Consider the following 18,062-nt stretch of genomic DNA (forward strand, 5'->3'; position numbering starts at 1 on the left):
AGGCGTAATGGAAAATACCCACAAACGAGGCTTTGCGGCGACCTTTCATCAGAGACATGCTGGATCGATTCATGCAGTGCTCATTGAGCAAGTCATTGATTTCTTGGATCAGCACTATGATGCAGTTTGGCTATCCGTATCCGAAGAAACGGTGCCGGAGCTAAAAGAAGCCATTCGTTCAAATCAGCAGTGCACTGCCATTTTTATACCAGCAAAAGGAGCGGCAGATGCCCGCAGAAGGCTTGTTTTTGCTGCACAGCACAACCTACCAATGCTGGATTCATTGCATATTTGTGATTTTGATCGCGTAGTGACGTGGATAGAGACGTACCCAGAAGAACTTGTGGCAATAAGCAAACAGCCATTACCAGAGAATACGTATTGTATCCTAGGACGAACTGCAAGGGCATTTGCGAGTCATCCGCAAACGTGGCAAAGAACGGAGTGCTTGATCAACGAGATCGCCACCGACTTTTTTCAAATAGAAGAAATTGATGTCGCAGCTGGCAGTGCTCTCTTTCCGATCTCCCTGATACCGACCTTGCTGAAAAACAACAACGCGCGTTTAAACGATGGAGAATGGCCAAGAAATGTCCAAAGAAGTGGCGGCACAATTGTTTACCAAGCCTGTGATGGCTTGCGCTTTGATGAACGCAACAAAGATCCATTTGAGCATGAATCGGCTTTTCAGCTGATGCAGCGACTGCAAGTCGCTGCGGATATTTCTGAATCATTTTATACAGAAGGGATGTAATATTTATGTTGATCGCACTTTGGGCACAAGATCAAAAGGGGTTGATCGGAGCGGATGGCACACTGCCGTGGCATTTGCCGAATGATTTGAAATTTTTTAAAGAGCAAACCATCAATAATACGATCATTATGGGGCGCAAAACCTTTGAAGGCATGGGAAAAAGATTGTTGCCACAACGGACGACGATCGTTTTGACAAGTGATCGAGATTATCAAGCCGACGGTGCCTTGGTGATGCATGACCGTGAGGAAATTTTGACGTATGTGAAGCAGCAAGAGCATCCAGTTTTTTTAACTGGTGGAGCGGGTGTTTTTGAAGCGATGATTGACGATTGCGATCAATTGTACCGTACAGTGATCGGTGCGGAATTTAATGGAGATGTGTATTTCCCAGAGATTGATTGGACGCAATGGAAACTTGATCATGTGGTCGATGGGATCATCGATGAAAAAAACCATTATCCTCATCGATTCGAGTTTTATCATAAAAAATAAAAGATCAGGGATCTTTCTCTAATGAAGGTTCCCTGATCTTTTATTTAATCGCGCTTACTGTTTAAGTATAAAACAAGACGGAGAAGTACATTAGTCCAGCACCTAACATAACGAATAAGTGCCAAACCACATGCATGAATCGAACGGATTTTAAACTATAGAATAGCGCACCTACAGTATAAGAAACACCACCGCTTGCTAGTAAAAATGTTCCCCAATAGCCTAAATGCTCGATCAGAGGTTTAAAGGCAATTACACATAGCCAGCCCATGATGATGTAGATCAGGGTGGAGATTTTAGAGACGGTCTCTTTTTTATGAAGAGTCAGTGACTTATAAACGATGCCGCTAATTGCGAGTAGCCAAATCAAGACGAAGAGTGACCAGCCAAGCCAGCCTTGGATACTAAGCAAACAAAAAGGAGTATAGCTTCCAGCGATCAGCAAGAAAATGGAGGCATGATCAAAGACTTGGAAGACCTTTTTTGCTTTGGTAAAAATCAAACTGTGAAATAAGGTAGAAAAGAGGAAGAGCAAAATCATCATTGACCCATATATGGCATAGGAAACGATGTGGATAGGTGACCCTAGATTTGCCCCCTTGATTAAGAGAATGACCAGTCCTGCGATACTCAGTCCTAATCCGATCCCGTGGGTTACTGCATTTAATACTTCATTGACGATCAAATATCTGCGACTAAACTTCATGTGCTGCATTCGGCACCGTCCTTTCGAATCGAAATTAGATGAAAAAAAATTTTCTCTCTGTTATACTTAGTATAAATGGTCTGTGGTTATTTTACCATGAAAAAAGACTTGATTTAAAGAGAGAGTGAATATATGATGGCAAATCTTAAAATTGTGACAGATTCTTCCAGTACGATGGAACCAAGTGTCCGTGATGCTTTGGCTATCCATGTTGTGCCTTTATCTGTAATGATTGATGGTGTCGTTTATCCAGATGATGAAACGCTACCGGGAGAAAAATTTATGCAAATGATGGCGCAAGCCAAAGAATTACCTAAAACTAGCCAGCCGCCGATCGGTCATTTTGTAGAATTATATGATGAATTAGGCAAAGATGGCAGTGAAATTTTATCGATCCATATGACCAAAGGCCTGAGCGGAACCGTGGAAGCGGCTCGTCAAGCCAGTCATTTATCAAAAGCCAAAGTCACGGTGATCGATAGCGACACAACAGATCAAGCGCTGGCTTTTCAAGTGATTCGGGCAGCTGAATTGGCTAAAGCCGGTAAGACACTAGAAGAAGTGTTACCTGAAGTGGATTTGGTGCGTGAACATACGAAATTATTTATCGGCGTTTCAACGTTAGAAAACTTAGTAAAAGGCGGTCGTATCAGTCGTGCCAAAGGTCTTTTATCGAGTTTGCTGAACATGAAAGTGATCATGGATTTTGATCATTCAGAACTGATTCCAGTCGTCAAAGGACGCGGTGTCAAGACGTTTAATAAATGGTTTGAGGAATTAAAAGCAGAATTGAAGAATATGCCTAGAGTGACGAAAATTGGTATTTCTCATGCTGAAGGATTAGAAATCACGGAACGTTTCCAAAAAGAACTAGCAGAACTGTTTCCTGACTTGGAGATCCCATTGCTTCACACAACACCGATCATCGCCACTCACACTGGCAAAGGTGCTTTTGCGATTACTTACAGTACGGAATAAAAAGGATGTTTCTTTCAGCGATTCGTTTGATGACGAATCGCTTTTTGGTGTATGAAAAGCTGAAAAGAAGAAAAAGCAGAATGAAGCTGCGATTTTTGTCTACTCAGAGAGTAGGGAGCTGTTTTCTTTCTTAAGTTTGAAGGATTGCGACTAGGAATTTTATGAGAATTTTGTTAAAATAGCAAAGATTACAAAGGAGTTTGAATACCTGTGAAATGGAAAAAAATAGTAACTTATTTACTTGTTGTGGGACTGATAGCCATTGGAACTGGCTTCTTGTTTCATTTTGCTGTTCCCAAAGCGCAACCACTGTTGACCCCTGTTAATAAGCTGGCGGCCAATGATTCAAAAAAATCCGCCATCGAGTATCTCGCACTTGGGGATTCATTAACGGAAGGGGTTGGTGATGAGACAGCTCGTGGCGGCTTTGTGCCAATTTTAGCGGGGGATTTAGAGGACCGCTATGATTTGAACAATTTGGTAACCAAAAATTATGGGGTCGCTGGTGAAAGAAGTGATCAGATTTTAAAGCGAGTCAAAAATGATGAAGACTTGCGGCAAGACCTCAGTCAAGCGGATTTGATTACCTTGACTGTCGGCGGTAACGATGTACTAAAAGTGATTCAGAGCAATTTCTTCGGCTTGAGCATTGAGACGTTTACGGAACCGATGGAAGATTACAAAGAACGTTTAAAAGACTTGTTTGCTCAAATTCGCGATTTGAATAGTGATGCACCAATCTATGTCTTGGGCATCTACAATCCATTTTATCTGAATTTCCCAGAAATCACGGATATGCAAACGATCATTGATAACTGGAATAAGCAAACGGAAACGTTCGTTAATCAGCAAGAAAAGGCCTTTTTTATTCCTATCAACGATTTGCTCTATAAAGGGTTAAGTGATGAGGTCGGTATTGCTGATACCGAAGGAGGGGAATCAGAGGGAACTGCCGAATCATCGGATTCAGAAAGTTTATCTGATTCATCAACGACAGCTTCGGATGAAACGCAAAGTAGTCCTTCAACGACCACTGATTCATCGCAAGCCGTTGGAAATAACATTACAAACAATGTTTTGTATGAAGGCGATCGCTTCCATCCCAATAATCTTGGGTATCAACTGATGGCGAATGCCGTTCGCGATGAAGTGATCAAAACGCAAAACTATTGGTTGCTAGAGGAGGATACAAAATGAAACCAAGCGAATCAACGAAGCAGCCGGAAAAAACAGCTACAACGAATAAAAAAGCGATCAACTACTGGAAAATTGCCTTCCTAGTGTTGGTCGGTATCCTTTTAGGGACAACGGTTTTCTTTGCTTCAAGAATTTTTCAGCAGCGAGAAACCGGCTTAAATGAAAGTGCCGAACTTGTTCAACGGGAGGGCAGTCCTGTTCTGACCGTTAACAGCAACAAAAGCCAAGTCAATCAATTGATTGATTTTTATCTATCTGATTTTCAAAAGGATCAAGAGGTCAAATATAATTTTGAGCTAAGAAATGAAGCACTCTTAACAGGAGAGTTTCAAGTATTAGGATTTCCTATCACTTTCTATCTCTATTTTGATCCTTACGTGACGGAAGAAGGCAATGTCCAATTAAAGGCCAAAAGCTTATCAATCGGCACCTTGGATCTGCCCACCAGTGAAGTGATGAAAATGATCAAACGTAGTTTTAAATTTCCTGAATGGATCGATGTCAATGCCGATGAACAAATTATTTTGATTCGATTGGATCAGTTCCGTATGCAAAACGGCTTGTTTATCAAAGCCAACAAAATCAATCTTGTGGATGATGAAATTCAAATGAGTTTATATTTACCAGCTGAAACGGAGGATGAATAATGGAACGAGCAATTTTTGCCGGTGGGTGCTTCTGGTGTATGATCCAACCCTTTGATGAACTAGAGGGCGTGCATTCGATTTTTTCTGGCTATACCGCAGGACATACCGAAAATCCAACCTATGAAGAAGTCAAAAGCCATCAAACCGGGCATACCGAAGCAGTGGAAATCATCTTTGATCCTGAAAAAATCAGTTATGAAGACCTTTTGACGATTTATTGGCAGCAAACAGATCCAACGGATGCTTTTGGGCAATTTGAAGATCGTGGCGACAATTATCGTCCGGCTATCTTCTATTTTAATGAAGAGCAACGACAAAAAGCCGAAGCCAGCAAAGAGGCACTTCAGGCTTCCGGTCGCTTTACCGATCCGATCGTGACCACGATCGAACCAGCCCAACCCTTTTATTTAGCGGAAGAAGAACATCAAGAGTATTACAAAAAGAATCCTGAGAATTTTGCTCGCAATCACGCTCGTAGAGCAGCCTTTTTAGAAAATCATTGGGAGCAAGATCATGCGTAAAAGTTTTTATAGCTATTTAATGGCAGTCAAAGGTCCGAGTCATACAGATGAGGCTCAGATCTTTGCCACTCATGCAAGTCATGATATTCAGTTTCCAAAACACAGTGATGATTATGATGAAGTTTCTTCTTATCTGGAACTAAGCGTTGATTATTTGCCGTCCATGGATATTTTTGATCGTATCTGGGCAGAGTATCTCGAAAATAACAAATAAAAAACTGTCCTTCGTTTTGTATGGTTGCATAAAATCCACAGAACGAAGCTGTTTTTTCTCAGAGAGGTGTTGTGAATGAAAGGTTTAACGACGAGCCGATATATCGTTTCTCTCGTTTGTGTCGCAATTTTGTCAGGAGGCGGTGTCTATTTATGGCAAACGGCTCAGCAAAATCAGCAGACGACGCAACCGGTGACAGAAACGAGCACAGAAGCCAGCGGGATGGAGAAAATCCAGTCGCTATATGACCAGATCCTCGCGAATTATTACCAAGAAGTCGATGAGGATGCCTTGATAGAAGGCGCCCTACAGGGAATGACTGATGCGCTAGATGATCCTTATACAACGTATTTGAATCAATCGGATGCGGATAACTTAGAACAATCACTTTCTGGCAGTTTTGAAGGGATTGGTGCTACCTTGTCGATCGTGGAAGACTATCCAGAAGTCGCACAAGCCCCGATAAAAAATACGCCTGCTGAAAAAAGCGGCCTGCGAATGAATGACCGAATCGTCAAGGTAGATGGTGAAGATACGCAGGGACAAGAATTATCTGAAGTCGTGGGTAAGATTCGTGGTGAGAAAGGGACGAAAGTCACCTTAACGATTCAACGTGGAGAGGACACATTTGATGTGGAGATTACTCGGGATGTGATCCCCATCGAAACGGTTCATGGAGAAATCGCTGAAAGTGATGAAACGATCGGTCGTATCGACATTACTTCCTTTGGTGAAAACACGGCAGCTGAGTTGAAAGAAACCATCACCGAACTGCGGGAAGCCGGTGCAAAGTCGTTTGTACTAGATTTAAGACAAAATCCTGGTGGACTGCTAGACCAAGTCCAGATCATGGCGAGTATGTTTTTGGAAAACGGTCAAACGATCGTGAAATTTGCCAATAACCAAGGGGTAATCAGTGAAACCAAAGCGAGTGAAACCTTGGACGAAGGATTCAAAGTCACAGAGCCGGTCATTGTTATAGTCGATGGAGGCAGTGCCTCCGCATCGGAAATTTTTGCTGCAGCCTTGCAAGAATCAGCGGATATTCCAGTCGTTGGTACGGAAACCTTTGGTAAGGGGACTGTCCAGAATGTGAAGGATCTGGGGGATAACAGTGAATTAAAAATGACGGTCATGAAATGGTTGACCCCGAATGAAAATTGGGTCAATGATCAAGGTGTGATGCCGGATTATGAAGAGGACTATCCAGAATATGCGTATTTCCCGCCATTACCACGGGACCATGCTTTAAAAGCTGGCCAATCGTCAACGGCAGTCAACAATCTAAATCAGTTTCTTAAAGCGTTGGGGTATTCAACCAGTGGTGATACCTTCAATGATGAGACGACCGCAGCTGTGCAGTCCTTCCAAGAAGCCCATGATTTAAAGGGAACTGGGGAAGTTGATGCAGACACGGCCCAAGCAATTGAAAAAGAAGTAACGGCGAAACTCAAAGCAGAGGACCCAGCATACTTAAAAGCACTGTCCTTGCTTTCTGAACAATAAACTAAGTGAAAAGTTGGAGAGGAGGCAGACGTGTGGAGTCAAAAAAACTTTGGGTTGATCGTTTTTGGCTAGTAGTGAAATATGCGTTGATCGCTTTTGCAACAGCCTTCTTGATTCGGGCATTCTTGTTGATCCCAGTTCCTGTTGAAGGAAATTCGATGGAAGGAACTTTAAAACAAGGAGACATGGTGGTCATTGAGAAGATTTCGCCGATCCAACGTTTTGATGTCGTTGTTTTCCAACTGCCGGATGGTTCGACCTATATCAAGCGGGTGATTGGCTTACCGGGTGAGTCAGTGAAATATGTCAATGATCAGCTTTACATTGATGATGAACCAGTAGATGAAGATTTTCTAGTGAAAAACCGTAGCAATGACCACGAGTCTGCTTCTTATACCAATGATTTTGATTTAGAATCTTTATTAGGCGTTGAGAAATTAGGGAAAGATAGTTACTTTGTCATTGGTGACAATCGACGTGCCTCCAAAGATAGTCGTTCCTTTGGACCAATATCAGGAGAGGCTATTTTAGGCAATGCTCGTTTTGTTTATTATCCATTGACCCATATTCGGTTGATTTAAACTATGTAATTATACACACAGACAAATAATGCATAACCCCTTGGATTCATCGATTGATTCCAAGGGGTTATTTGTATAGCTTTCAATCTTTTTCAAAAGACTTCCTTAGGTTTGCCGAAGTGCGCCAGTTGATTTTAACCCGTCAACTTTTTGATTTTTTCATTAAAAGCAGCCAGTAATTTCTGACAGAGATCTGTTTCAAAGTCATAATAGCGACAAAAATCAATGATTGCCGAATTCTTTTCGGTTGTATATGGAGGGAAAAGCTGAGGCGCACTCAGGATATAAAAATCAAATGGTTCTTCTGTTGGCAGTGTGATCCGCTCTATCGCAACGAATGGTAGTCGCTCACATATATTAAAAACTTCCATTGAAACCAAATAATTGGATACATAGACGAAAGCAACTTTAAGCTTATATTTCTGTTTCTTTTCGATGTAAACGGGGTAAAGCAAACAGGCTTGATAAAAGGCAAGATCGGCATAACAGGTTTTCAACCATTCATAACCTTTACGATTTGCTATTTTACGCCAAAAACTTTGAATGGTATTTGTCAAAATCGTATGTAATGGGTATTTATCTTTGATCACGTTTGCTTCGAAAAAATTGGAAAGAGGGACTTTTTGCTTGAATATGCAAAATTTCAGCAAGGTAAGATATGTATTCATATAAAGAAACGATTGGTGATCAAAGTCAAAATCGCAGAGAAATTTTTGGCAATGGTCTTCAAATTCAGTCATCAGTTCTTTTAGTTCCTGTTTTTCATGCTTGTAACAATTTGCAACGATCGGCAGACGCACATCGTTTGCGGAAGTCAGCATCGGCCAGTAATAAAAAAGAAAAAACAATGAATTGATCTCAAGAATGTCTATTGCTGAATCAATGAGCTTAAAGAAAGCAGAAAAGAAATCAAGACTTTCGCAACTGGGAATAAAGGACTTATTCGTTAATTCATAAAGATTCGTTGAGTGACCATCCTTGATCCGGAAAAGACAAATTTTGCAATGGAGTAATGCTTCTTTTTTACCAATTTCATATTTACTTTGGTATTTTGTTCCTTCATAGGTAACAAATAACTCTTCGATCTCTTGATTAAATGCCTGTGCCAAACTATCTCCTAAAGAAATATGCCAGATAAAATTAAACAACAAGATGCGAATCACCATCTCTGAACCGGTAAGCGTCATAGCCGATTGATTTAAGGTTATGTTGAATTCCTTTAAATGATCCTGCAGCTTTTTAGTTTGTCGGAAACAAGTCGAACGACTGATATAGTTTCTTTGGCAAAATGCCAGCAAGCTTTCATCTTGGTTGGTCAAGATACTTAACAACATTTTATAAGAAATACTTACTTGGGCTAAAAACTGCTGATATTGATTGTATTCAATCAAATTTTTAGGGAGACTGAGGGTGTTTTTATGTAATGAAAGATTTACTGGGGAAAGGTTTTGCAGGTCCTCTTGGATCGAGGAAAGTAAACTTTTCAATCTCGTTGTACTTAAATGGGTCAGATTTTTCACGAACTCTATGTTGTATTCACCCGGAGCAATTGATAATAATTTTCCGTAGAGTCCGATTTTGTCTAATGCTCGGGAATCTAAGAGTATTTTTTCAATCAAATGATCACCTTCTTATTTTAGTAATAACTTATTTATATAACTGTGTAAAGACACGTCTCAAAACTTTTGCTTTTTTTAATAAAAACTGAGACAAATCTTTTCAAAAAGTGTCTCATAAAGAAGAAAAATACAAAAAGGATTTGAAAATTGTTGCTTTTTTTCAGCTTTTAAATAACATAAACTGATAGGTTTTCATCAGAAAATCTGCGCATAAATTCTGTTTAAATAACGCACGAAAATGAGAGCTTTCCCATTTTTCTGAAAATGAAAAAAAGCGGTGTATTGTTCTTCTTTTTTGTATGATCAGCTTGTAATTCGAAAGGAGGTCTTTTTATGTTTTTTGCAAAGAGACACCACTGGTTCTCTTTCATTTTCTGTATGTTAGGGGGGATATTATTCATTATTTATTCAGGTTTGCAAACAAATGGGACAGCAAGTGCACAAGAAGAAAATACGATCGCTATTACCGAAACGGAGCAGATCAAGCTGACAGGTCAACGGGAGGGCAATCAATTTACTTTACGTTATCAGCTATCACAAAAAAACAAGCAGCAACGCATCTGGCTGCAATTATATGCACTGGATGAAACGAAAGAACAACCGCTAACGAAAACGAACAACAAAGAGGTGGTTTTTATTGAGGATGAATCTGCACAGTCTTGGCTAACAACACAAGACTTCTTGAAAACACCCTGTGAACAAGAAGTAACGTTTCAACTACCCAATGAAACAAAAAAACTGAAGTTGGCGCTTCAGATTGAAGAATATGATCATGAAAATCAAGAGTCGCACAAATTGGCGTCTTTGGATGAATTGATAGTTGATATTCCGCTTGCGACAGAATCTGCTTCCTCAGATAGGGTGGAAGTCAGCTCAACTGACTCGCAAGCTGCAGAAACCGGCACGGAGTCAACTTCGGAACAAGTGTCGAATGAAGACTCAAAAGGTGTTTTTAACGAAGAAACGCAGGAAGAGACAAAGGAAACAGGAACGACGTCAAGTTCTTCTGAAGATGAAACACTCATTGAACCGTTTAAACAAGAACGTCTTTATCAAAAAATGACCGTTTCACAGGCTTTTGCTTCGATTGAACCAGATTATACGACAGACCAAAGCGGGACGTATGCTTCGGCGAATTGGAAAACCGATGAAAAGAGTAACGTCTTAAATCATCAGGGGAACAAGGATGCAGGAGAAACCTGGGATGGCGTAACTACCTGGAATGGTGATCCAGAAAATGTGACCAACTCGTATATTGAGTATGGTGGTGTAGGTGACGAAGCAGATTTCGCTCTGCGAAAATTTGCCAAAGAGACGATTACCCCGGGACTATTTGATGTTTACCTAAATGTTCGAGGGAATGTTCAACGTCAAGTCGATCCCATCGATGTCGTGTTGGTCGTGGATTGGTCAGGCAGTATGAATGAGATGGGACGCATCACTGAAGTAAAAAAAGGTGTGGATCGCTTTTTGAATCAAATTGAAGGAAGCGGCATTCAAGACAGTGTCTACATGGGCTATGTCGGTTATTCCAGTGATGGTAGCAATTACCAAAACAAAATCTGCCAATTAGGAAAATTTTCGGAAGTCAAAGAGACGATCCGGACCATGACGCCAGAAACTGCAGCTGGGGGAACCTTTACCCAAAGAGGGCTGCGCCAAGCAGGGGATATGCTATCGACGCAAAATGGACATAAGAAAGTCATCGTTTTGCTAACAGATGGCGTGCCTACTTACAGTTACCATGTGTCCAAAGTGCAGACGCAAGCAGACGACAGTTATTATGGAACCGCCTTTTCACTTACTCAAGATCAGCCCATGAATACATCGTTTATCCACGATTGGTATTTTGCACCTGATCAATACGGTAACTCTAAACGGATCGACAATACGTTTGTCGCTACGATCGGTGAGGCGATGGCGTTAAAAGAGCGCGGGATTGAGATTCACGGATTGGGGATTCAACTGCAAGGAGATCAAACAGCTGGATATACAAAGGCCGATGTTGAGAACAAAATGAGACAGATGGTTTCTGCAGATGAAGAGGGGCATCTTTATTATGAGTCAGCCAATGAAGCAGCGGATATTGCCGACTATCTCGAGAAAAAAGCCCTTCATATTTCGGCGACAGTCACTGATGGAGAGATTACTGACCCCATTTCGCAGCCATTTTTATACGAAGAAAATAGCTTGTCCATCAAAAGTGTCGGTTCTGCTGATCTAACGGTGCAGCCTGAGGTCACGGTATCTGACAATACCCTCAACGCTTCTAGTCTTTATTTAGGCGAAGGACAGGAACTGCAAATTCATTATCAAGTGCGGATTCAAACAGAAACAGCGGATTTTAAACCAGATACTTGGTATCAAATGAATGGTGAAACGGTGTTTTATCCGAATCATCAATCCGATCAAAAGGCATTGTTTGGTGTGCCATCTGCCAAAGCATCTGGTAAGGAGTTGACGGTCAAAAAAGTCTGGGAGGAATACGATGGTGATGTGTCAAGTCGCCCAGAATCCGTTTATTTTGAAATAAGTAGAAGCCCGGTTACTAGCAAGGAGAGCTGGCAAACAGGATATCTCGAACTTACTGAGACCGATGCGCAAGATCAGACAACTTGGGAACGAAGCAAGGTTCCCGCGGTTTCTGAAAAGGATGGAACGAATTACGAAGAAACCCGTCTACTGCCGCTTTATAATAACCAAGGAGAAACTTTTGATTATCAAGTCACAAGTGAACGAACAGTGTCAGGCTATGAAGCGACAAAAGTGGACGCTTATACATGGAAAAACACAAAGACGTTTGTGCCCCTGGCATTAAACCTGATCAAAAAATCCGCTGTAGGAGAGGTGAAGTTGACAGGTGCCGTTTTTGAATTGACGGGGGCAGGGGAGACAGTGACCCTTGTGGATCAAGGGGATGGAACGTACGGGCTACCAGCAGATACTGCGTTGCAAAAAAGTCAGACGTATCGTTTAAAGGAAATCACTGCACCGGCGGGACATCACTTGGCTGAGCAAACCCAGTGGCAGATTCATGTCGATGCGCAAGGGCATGCGACGATTGATGGGCAACCCGTCACACTGGACGATCATACGATTACGCTGGAGATCACCAATCCCTTTACAGAAATTCCAGTCGCTATTCGAAAATACACGGTACAAAAAGAACAGCAAGTACTGTTAGCTGGGGCTGTCTTTTCTCTGCAACAAAAAACTGCAACGGGGGATTATCAAGAAATCGCCTCAGAAACGTCGGATGATGCTGGACTCGCCGGATTTATAATCGGGGAACCAGGGTCTTATCGCATCACAGAAACAGCCGGTCCGCTTGGATACGATACGGTTGCCGGTGATTATGAATTTGTCGTTGGTACAGACGGAAAAATCCAGTATCAAGGGGAAAACGTCGATGGGGATGCCAATTGTTGGACCCTTACCCACGCCAATCAGTTAAAACCATTTGATCTGGTGGTCAATAAACAGGATGAACTGGGACAAGCACTTGAGGGGGCAAAATTCCGGCTAAGTGGAAACGGACGGACTGTCGAACTGCCTGAAAACGGAGAAGCACTAGCGGTATTTCACTTCCAAGATCTTACACCCGGCAGCTATACCTTGGAAGAAACTGGTACACCCGCAGGCTATGCAGGTTTAACAGTACCTGTCCAAATCAAGATTGAAGAGGATGGTCAGGTCTTTATCGATGAAGAACGACAACCGAATCTTCTTGTTTCTGGAGAAAAGAACAATCAAATAGAATTGATCGTAACCAATCAAGTGAAAGTGTCTCTTCCTGAAACCGGAGGGAATTGGCATGGATGGATGGCGATTCTTTCAGCAAGTCTGCTAGTCCTTTTAGCTGGAAGCTATTTGTACGTTAAGCGCAAAGATAAGCCTTCATTAAAGTAATTCTTCCATTAGCGAAAGAAAAACAAAAAAATTTAGAAGAGAGGAAAGAACAATGAAAAAGATTTTTAATCATACGAGCATAATTTGGCTCCTTTTTATACTTTTGCCATTTGTCTTTTTTGGAACAAAAAATCAGCAAGTATCCGCAGAGACCAATTTGGCACAGGTTCATCTGCATAAAAAGAAAATGGTCAATCTACCAGGTTCATTGATTCAAAATAGTGGGACCGAGATGGCAGAGTTTGATCAATACCAAGGGTTAGCCGATGTTACTTTTTCTGTCTATGATGTGACAGCAGCCTATTACGAAAAACGATCTGCAGGGGCATCTGTTGAAGAAGCTAAGCGTCAAGTCCAAAACTTGACGCCAGGTTCTCCTGTAGCTAGCGGGAAAACAGATACAGCCGGTGATTTGATTTTTGAATTGCCGAAAAAACAAGCCGATCGGGATGCTGTTTACACCATTGTGGAAGAACCTAAAGACGGCGTTACCTCTGCTGAGAATATGGTGATCGCCTTTCCTGTGTATGAAATGATCCAACAAGCAGATGGCTCTTATGTATATGGAGAAGAAGAGCTTGACACGATCCATCTTTATCCGAAAAATCTCGTCACAAATGAAGGAACGCTCCTTGTGAATAAGCGAGGAACGGGGGAAAACGAACCACTGAATAATGCGGAATTTGTTGTTTCAAAGCAAGAAGGAAACCAACAGACTAAGAAATATATTTTAAGTGCAGCTGATGGACTCTATACGTGGACGACCGACAAACAAGCAGCGTATCGTTTTTTAACAGGGAAACAATATGCTGCCGGAGACGCTGGTATCAATGTGAGTGAGAACCAAAAAGGACAGCTAAAGATTGCACAACTAGAAACAGGCGCCTATCAATTAGAGGAAACGAAAGCCCCAAGTCAAGCCGCCTTAATCGAGGAAGAAAGGATCAAGGATTTCACGATTGATTCAGGAAGTAACGTTACTGTTGAGCTAACAATCAAGAATGACACAACAAATGTTACCAAAACAACACCACAATTAGACGGAAAAGACGTGGAGATCGGCGAAAGAATCCAATATCACCTAACGGTCAATATCCCATCAGGTATTCAAGATAAAGTAGGAGCTGAAAACAAATACAAACATTTTCAATTGATCGATGCCCATGATCCAGCATTAACTTTTGAAAATACAGCTGAAGGAGAAACAGGGTATGCGTTGTATGATGGAGAGCAGAAAATCGATGCGACGAATTACCAAGTAACGGAAAAAGAGCATGGCTTTACGGTAACTATCAATCCAGAATTTTTGCCGCAATTAACGCCGGGAAATCAATTACGCTTTGTGTATTATATGTATTTAAATGAACAGGCTATGCCTACCAATGGCTTTACGAATGAAGCAAATGTAGAAACGGATTTCATGACGGATCAAACGCCTCCAAGCGTGGAAGTTTTGACAGGGGGCAAACGGTTTTTAAAAGTCGATGGGGCTGTGACCGCTACCGAAGCATTGGCAGATGCAGTTTTTGTTGTACGGGATCAAGACCGTGATGAGGCCAACTACTTGAAAATCGAAGAGGGAACCAAACAGGTATCTTGGGTGCAAACAGCGGATGAAGCGACGAAATTTACCACAGGTGCAGATGGATTAGTCGACATTATCGGGTTGAAATTTGGCACCTACTATTTGGAAGAAGTAAAAGCACCAAAAAATTATGTGCTGTTAACAAATCGCATCGCTTTTGAAGTCCATGAAACATCCTATGGAACGAAAGAGCAATTGCTAGAACCTGAAAAAGTCCCTAACCGCCGCAAAGGAACTTTACCGGCAACTGGTGGTGTCGGCACGTATTTATTGGGCGCCATCGGAGTGGTGATCGTTGGTTTAGCTGGGTGTTACTTTGTAAAACGGAAAGGGTAAGTAAATGAGATGAAGATGCACGATGACGATCAAAAGGAAAAGAAATGGCGCGAAAACACTTACTAAAAAAGTGTCTTTGTTGGATGTTTTAATGGGTATTTTGCTGCTGATAGGAGTCCTGATCATCAGTTATCCTTTTGTAAGTAATCAACTCAACACCTTTTTGGATCAGCAGTTGATCAGTTACTACCAAAGCCAAACCAAAAAAATGAGTGAAATAGAAAAACAGCAAAAGAGGAACCAGTTGGAACGAACGAATCAAGAACTGGCACAGCGGGCAAGTAATCCTGGAATCAAAGAAACGCAAGCTTCAGCAGAAACAAAGGACTCAGAATCAGTCGACACCCCTGATTACTATGAACGACATACGATCGGCGTTTTAAAGATCCCTTTGATTGGTGTTCTTCTCCCGATTTTTGATCAAACCACCGATACGTTGTTAAAAAGAGGCGCAACATTATTGGAGGGCGCTTCGTATCCAATAGGTGGGGAAGATACCCATGCAGTTCTGTGCGGACACCGTGGGTTAACGAGTGCAACCCTCTTTACGGATCTGCCTAAGCTGCAGATCGGCGATGCGTTTTATATCGAAACGTTTGATGATACGTTGGCGTATCAAATAGATCAGATCAAAACGGTCGCCCCTGATGATACCGAAGCACTAAAAATTGTCAAAGGCAGTGATTATGTCACCTTACTGACCTGCACACCCTATATGGTCAATAGCCATCGTTTATTGGTTCGCGGCAAAAGGGTTCCTTACAATGAAGAAAATGAAACAAATGCCGCAAAAAAAGCAAACCAGCAGGATTTGTGGGTGCTGCTAGTTGTAAGCACCATACTATTACTACTCCTGCTGGTGATTAGCAGAATCAAAAGAAAAAAACAGCATGATTTGTTCACTCCCAGTGATAAGAAGCAAAGATAGCAGGTTTTCCTCTAGATCCACTAGAAAATGACTTGTTAACCTTACTCAGAACGAAACATGTCGTGTGAAATATGGTACAATAACGAAGATAAAAGGTAGTAAAAAACAGTCGGTCTAATGGTAAAGGTGTCAGAAAAAAGGAAGAATGAGTGGATAGACAAGCTTTTTCCAACCACTTCCCCAAAATTAAAAAGCGAGAAAGCGCGTATGACGCATGAGAATCGCGCTGAAAGCTTTACCTATGCACGAGGTTGGAACAAGAACATTGTCCTAAAGCAATTTCAGCAAAATGCCCAGTGTGACTAGTTTCTCTGATGGTTTTAGAGCAAATAGTCCTCGTTCTTGTTAGGTATATACTGCAGGGATTTAGACACTACTGTCTTTTTACCAATTCGAAGAAGTACCAAGGAGGAAAACGTTCAAATGACCATTCAATGGTTTCCAGGCCATATGGCGAAAGCCAGACGTGAAGTAAGTGAAAAATTAAAATTCGTGGATATCGTTTTTGAACTCGTGGACGCACGCTTGCCGATTTCATCCCGCAACCCCATGCTGGATCAATTATTACAGCAAAAACCACGTTTGATCTTGATCAACAAAGCGGATCTAGCAGATCCCGTTCAAACCAAAAAATGGGAGCATTATTTCCAAGCACAAGGCTATTTAGCCTTGGCGATCAACGCCCAAGACAATCAAGGCGTCAAAGCGATTGTCCCGACGGCTAAGCAAGTTTTGAAGGAAAAAATTGCTCGTGACAAAGCCAGAGGATTGAAACCCCGTGCGATTCGAGCGATGGTGATCGGCATCCCGAATGTCGGAAAATCAACCTTGATGAACCGCTTAGTAGGGAAGAAAATTGCTCAGACGGGCAATAAACCTGGTGTGACCAAAGGACAGCAATGGCTGCGTTTCGGGACTGATCTAGAGCTGCTAGATACGCCCGGGATCTTATGGCCAAAATTTGAAGATCCAGAGATCGGCAAGAAGCTGGCATTGACCGGAGCGATCAAAGACCAGCTGATCCATTTGGATGATATCGCATTGTATGGACTTGATTTTTTCGCTCGTTATTATCCTGAAAGAATCGCCAATCGTTACCAATTAAAGGCGGAGGAAGAGGCGTTATTAGCGCCAGACCTTTTAATGAAGATCACGGAAAAACGTGGCTATAAAGACAATTATGATCGAGGAAGCGAACTTGTTGTCTTTGACATTCGGCAAGGAAAATTAGGCCGTTACACACTAGATCGAGTGGAGGAAATGGAAAGTCAAGATGAAACAATCGATTAAGATAATCAAAGAGCGATTATTTGATCCAACCTTTAATGACCCGGCATTTTTGCAGGAATTGCTAGCAGATGAACGCGCGGGGGTCCAAAAGCTGTTGCAACAATATGAGAAACAATTAGTCAAACAGCAGCTTTTGCGGGAGAAATATGAAGAAATGATGCGTTTTGAAAACGAAGCATTTCAACAAGGCGCCCGTTTTATCGCCGGTTTAGATGAAGTAGGGCGCGGACCTTTAGCAGGACCCGTGGTGTCAGCTGCGGTGATTCTGCCTAAAGAATGCCAGATTTTGGGGTTAAATGATTCAAAACAGCTTTCTGCGAAGAAAAGAGAAGAACTGTTTATCGAAATTCAAAATAAAGCCGTTGCTGTCGGTATCGGTGTGGTTAGTCCTGAAGAAATCGATCGGATAAATATCTATCAAGCGAGCCGCCTGGCGATGAAAGAAGCTTTGATCGACTTAGCGGTCAAGCCGGAACATTTGCTCATTGATGCGATGACGATCGAGACCGACATCCCTCAACAAAGCTTGATCAAAGGCGATGCCCGCTCCATTTCGATTGCCGCAGCAAGTATCATTGCCAAAGTCTATCGTGACAATTTAATGAAAGATTTTCATGATGTGTATCCTTTTTATGGGTTTGATCAAAATGCTGGGTATGGGACCAAAGTTCATTTAGAAGGGTTAGCTGCCCATGGAATTTGCCCTATTCATCGAAAAACCTTTGCTCCAGTTAAACAATACCTATAAATTTCATCCATCCCTCTTTTTTTAGCGAATCTTATAAGTAAGATCACTA

General features: G+C 41.8%; 16 protein-coding genes. 14 read left to right on the plus strand and 2 right to left on the minus strand.

Annotation, left to right across the window (positions count from 1 at the left end; all coding sequences use genetic code 11):
- Positions 1 to 7 precede the first annotated feature (7 nt).
- Together ENLAB_RS14765 and ENLAB_RS14770 are read left to right on the plus strand one after the other, a co-directional pair.
- The gene (locus tag ENLAB_RS14765; RefSeq protein ID WP_140965436.1) at positions 8 to 754 is read left to right on the plus strand and encodes a hypothetical protein; all 747 of its coding nucleotides are present in this window, start codon (positions 8 to 10) and stop codon (positions 752 to 754) included.
- Positions 755 to 759: 5 nt separating this feature from the next.
- On the plus strand, positions 760 to 1,248 hold the full coding sequence (locus tag ENLAB_RS14770) for a dihydrofolate reductase (RefSeq protein ID WP_142962672.1): 489 nt from the start codon (positions 760 to 762) through the stop codon (positions 1,246 to 1,248).
- Positions 1,249 to 1,309: 61 nt separating this feature from the next.
- Here ENLAB_RS14770 and trhA read toward each other — a convergent pair whose 3' ends face one another.
- Positions 1,310 to 1,963, minus strand: coding sequence for a PAQR family membrane homeostasis protein TrhA (trhA, locus tag ENLAB_RS14775; RefSeq protein WP_077452562.1), 654 nt, complete (start codon positions 1,961 to 1,963; stop codon positions 1,310 to 1,312).
- 126 nt (positions 1,964 to 2,089) lie between these two features.
- Between trhA and ENLAB_RS14780 the strand changes: the two genes are divergently transcribed.
- The 7 genes from ENLAB_RS14780 (at position 2,090) to lepB (ending at position 7,598) form a co-directional block, all read left to right on the plus strand.
- Positions 2,090 to 2,932 carry a DegV family protein gene (locus ENLAB_RS14780; protein ID WP_185932336.1) on the plus strand — a complete coding sequence of 281 codons (843 nt, stop codon included), beginning with the start codon at positions 2,090 to 2,092 and terminating at the stop codon, positions 2,930 to 2,932.
- A 210-nt stretch (positions 2,933 to 3,142) separates the two neighbouring features.
- Positions 3,143 to 4,129: an SGNH/GDSL hydrolase family protein gene (locus ENLAB_RS14785; RefSeq protein ID WP_081119159.1), complete on the plus strand. Its 987-nt coding sequence runs from the start codon at positions 3,143 to 3,145 to the stop codon at positions 4,127 to 4,129.
- Positions 4,126 to 4,776, plus strand: a complete 651-nt coding sequence (locus ENLAB_RS14790) for a YpmS family protein (RefSeq protein WP_077452560.1) — start codon at positions 4,126 to 4,128, stop codon at positions 4,774 to 4,776. The genes ENLAB_RS14785 and ENLAB_RS14790 overlap by 4 nt, the downstream gene beginning before the upstream one ends.
- Positions 4,776 to 5,297, plus strand: coding sequence for a peptide-methionine (S)-S-oxide reductase MsrA (msrA, locus tag ENLAB_RS14795; RefSeq protein ID WP_216682676.1), 522 nt, complete (start codon positions 4,776 to 4,778; stop codon positions 5,295 to 5,297). The genes ENLAB_RS14790 and msrA overlap by 1 nt, the downstream gene beginning before the upstream one ends.
- Positions 5,290 to 5,511: a YozE family protein gene (locus ENLAB_RS14800; protein WP_081119156.1), complete on the plus strand. Its 222-nt coding sequence runs from the start codon at positions 5,290 to 5,292 to the stop codon at positions 5,509 to 5,511. The genes msrA and ENLAB_RS14800 overlap by 8 nt, the downstream gene beginning before the upstream one ends.
- Positions 5,512 to 5,586: 75 nt before the next feature.
- Positions 5,587 to 7,017, plus strand: a complete 1,431-nt coding sequence (locus tag ENLAB_RS14805) for a S41 family peptidase (protein ID WP_244351828.1) — start codon at positions 5,587 to 5,589, stop codon at positions 7,015 to 7,017.
- A 32-nt stretch (positions 7,018 to 7,049) separates the two neighbouring features.
- The gene (gene lepB, locus ENLAB_RS14810; protein ID WP_086292763.1) at positions 7,050 to 7,598 is read left to right on the plus strand and encodes a signal peptidase I; all 549 of its coding nucleotides are present in this window, start codon (positions 7,050 to 7,052) and stop codon (positions 7,596 to 7,598) included.
- Positions 7,599 to 7,732: 134 nt separating this feature from the next.
- On the opposite strand, the gene ENLAB_RS14815 is transcribed toward lepB, so the two are convergent.
- Positions 7,733 to 9,217 (minus strand): helix-turn-helix domain-containing protein, encoded by a 1,485-nt coding sequence (locus ENLAB_RS14815; RefSeq protein WP_244351830.1) that lies wholly within the window; start codon positions 9,215 to 9,217, stop codon positions 7,733 to 7,735.
- A gap of 333 nt (positions 9,218 to 9,550) precedes the next feature.
- Between ENLAB_RS14815 and ENLAB_RS14820 the strand changes: the two genes are divergently transcribed.
- The 5 genes from ENLAB_RS14820 to rnhB all read left to right on the plus strand — a co-directional run bounded on the left by ENLAB_RS14820 (position 9,551) and on the right by rnhB (position 18,013).
- The gene (locus ENLAB_RS14820) at positions 9,551 to 13,126 is read left to right on the plus strand and encodes a SpaA isopeptide-forming pilin-related protein (protein WP_244351832.1); all 3,576 of its coding nucleotides are present in this window, start codon (positions 9,551 to 9,553) and stop codon (positions 13,124 to 13,126) included.
- A 52-nt stretch (positions 13,127 to 13,178) separates the two neighbouring features.
- Positions 13,179 to 15,047 (plus strand): SpaH/EbpB family LPXTG-anchored major pilin, encoded by a 1,869-nt coding sequence (locus tag ENLAB_RS14825; RefSeq protein WP_244351834.1) that lies wholly within the window; start codon positions 13,179 to 13,181, stop codon positions 15,045 to 15,047.
- Between the two features lie 22 nt (positions 15,048 to 15,069).
- Complete coding sequence (locus tag ENLAB_RS14830; protein ID WP_244351836.1) at positions 15,070 to 15,975, plus strand: class C sortase; 906 nt, start codon at positions 15,070 to 15,072, stop codon at positions 15,973 to 15,975.
- Positions 15,976 to 16,398: 423 nt separating this feature from the next.
- Positions 16,399 to 17,265 (plus strand): ribosome biogenesis GTPase YlqF, encoded by an 867-nt coding sequence (gene ylqF, locus ENLAB_RS14835; protein ID WP_016613223.1) that lies wholly within the window; start codon positions 16,399 to 16,401, stop codon positions 17,263 to 17,265.
- Positions 17,249 to 18,013, plus strand: coding sequence for a ribonuclease HII (gene rnhB, locus ENLAB_RS14840; protein ID WP_244351838.1), 765 nt, complete (start codon positions 17,249 to 17,251; stop codon positions 18,011 to 18,013). The genes ylqF and rnhB overlap by 17 nt, the downstream gene beginning before the upstream one ends.
- Positions 18,014 to 18,062 lie beyond the last annotated feature (49 nt).

It is taken from the genome of Enterococcus innesii (assembly GCF_022846515.1).
GTDB lineage: Bacteria > Bacillota > Bacilli > Lactobacillales > Enterococcaceae > Enterococcus_D > Enterococcus_D innesii.

Excerpts from the sequence above, each read along its gene's own strand:
- trhA (WP_077452562.1), bottom strand. The coding sequence starts at position 1,963 with ATGCAGCACATGAAGTTTAGTCGCAGATATTTGATCGTCAATGAAGTA.
- ENLAB_RS14805 (WP_244351828.1), top strand. The coding sequence starts at position 5,587 with ATGAAAGGTTTAACGACGAGCCGATATATCGTTTCTCTCGTTTGTGTC.
- ENLAB_RS14765 (WP_140965436.1), top strand. The coding sequence starts at position 8 with ATGGAAAATACCCACAAACGAGGCTTTGCGGCGACCTTTCATCAGAGA.
- msrA (WP_216682676.1), top strand. The coding sequence starts at position 4,776 with ATGGAACGAGCAATTTTTGCCGGTGGGTGCTTCTGGTGTATGATCCAA.
- ENLAB_RS14790 (WP_077452560.1), top strand. The coding sequence starts at position 4,126 with ATGAAACCAAGCGAATCAACGAAGCAGCCGGAAAAAACAGCTACAACG.
- ENLAB_RS14825 (WP_244351834.1), top strand. The coding sequence starts at position 13,179 with ATGAAAAAGATTTTTAATCATACGAGCATAATTTGGCTCCTTTTTATA.
- ENLAB_RS14800 (WP_081119156.1), top strand. The coding sequence starts at position 5,290 with ATGCGTAAAAGTTTTTATAGCTATTTAATGGCAGTCAAAGGTCCGAGT.
- ylqF (WP_016613223.1), top strand. The coding sequence starts at position 16,399 with ATGACCATTCAATGGTTTCCAGGCCATATGGCGAAAGCCAGACGTGAA.
- ENLAB_RS14830 (WP_244351836.1), top strand. The coding sequence starts at position 15,070 with ATGACGATCAAAAGGAAAAGAAATGGCGCGAAAACACTTACTAAAAAA.
- ENLAB_RS14820 (WP_244351832.1), top strand. The coding sequence starts at position 9,551 with ATGTTTTTTGCAAAGAGACACCACTGGTTCTCTTTCATTTTCTGTATG.
- ENLAB_RS14780 (WP_185932336.1), top strand. The coding sequence starts at position 2,090 with ATGGCAAATCTTAAAATTGTGACAGATTCTTCCAGTACGATGGAACCA.
- ENLAB_RS14770 (WP_142962672.1), top strand. The coding sequence starts at position 760 with ATGTTGATCGCACTTTGGGCACAAGATCAAAAGGGGTTGATCGGAGCG.
- rnhB (WP_244351838.1), top strand. The coding sequence starts at position 17,249 with ATGAAACAATCGATTAAGATAATCAAAGAGCGATTATTTGATCCAACC.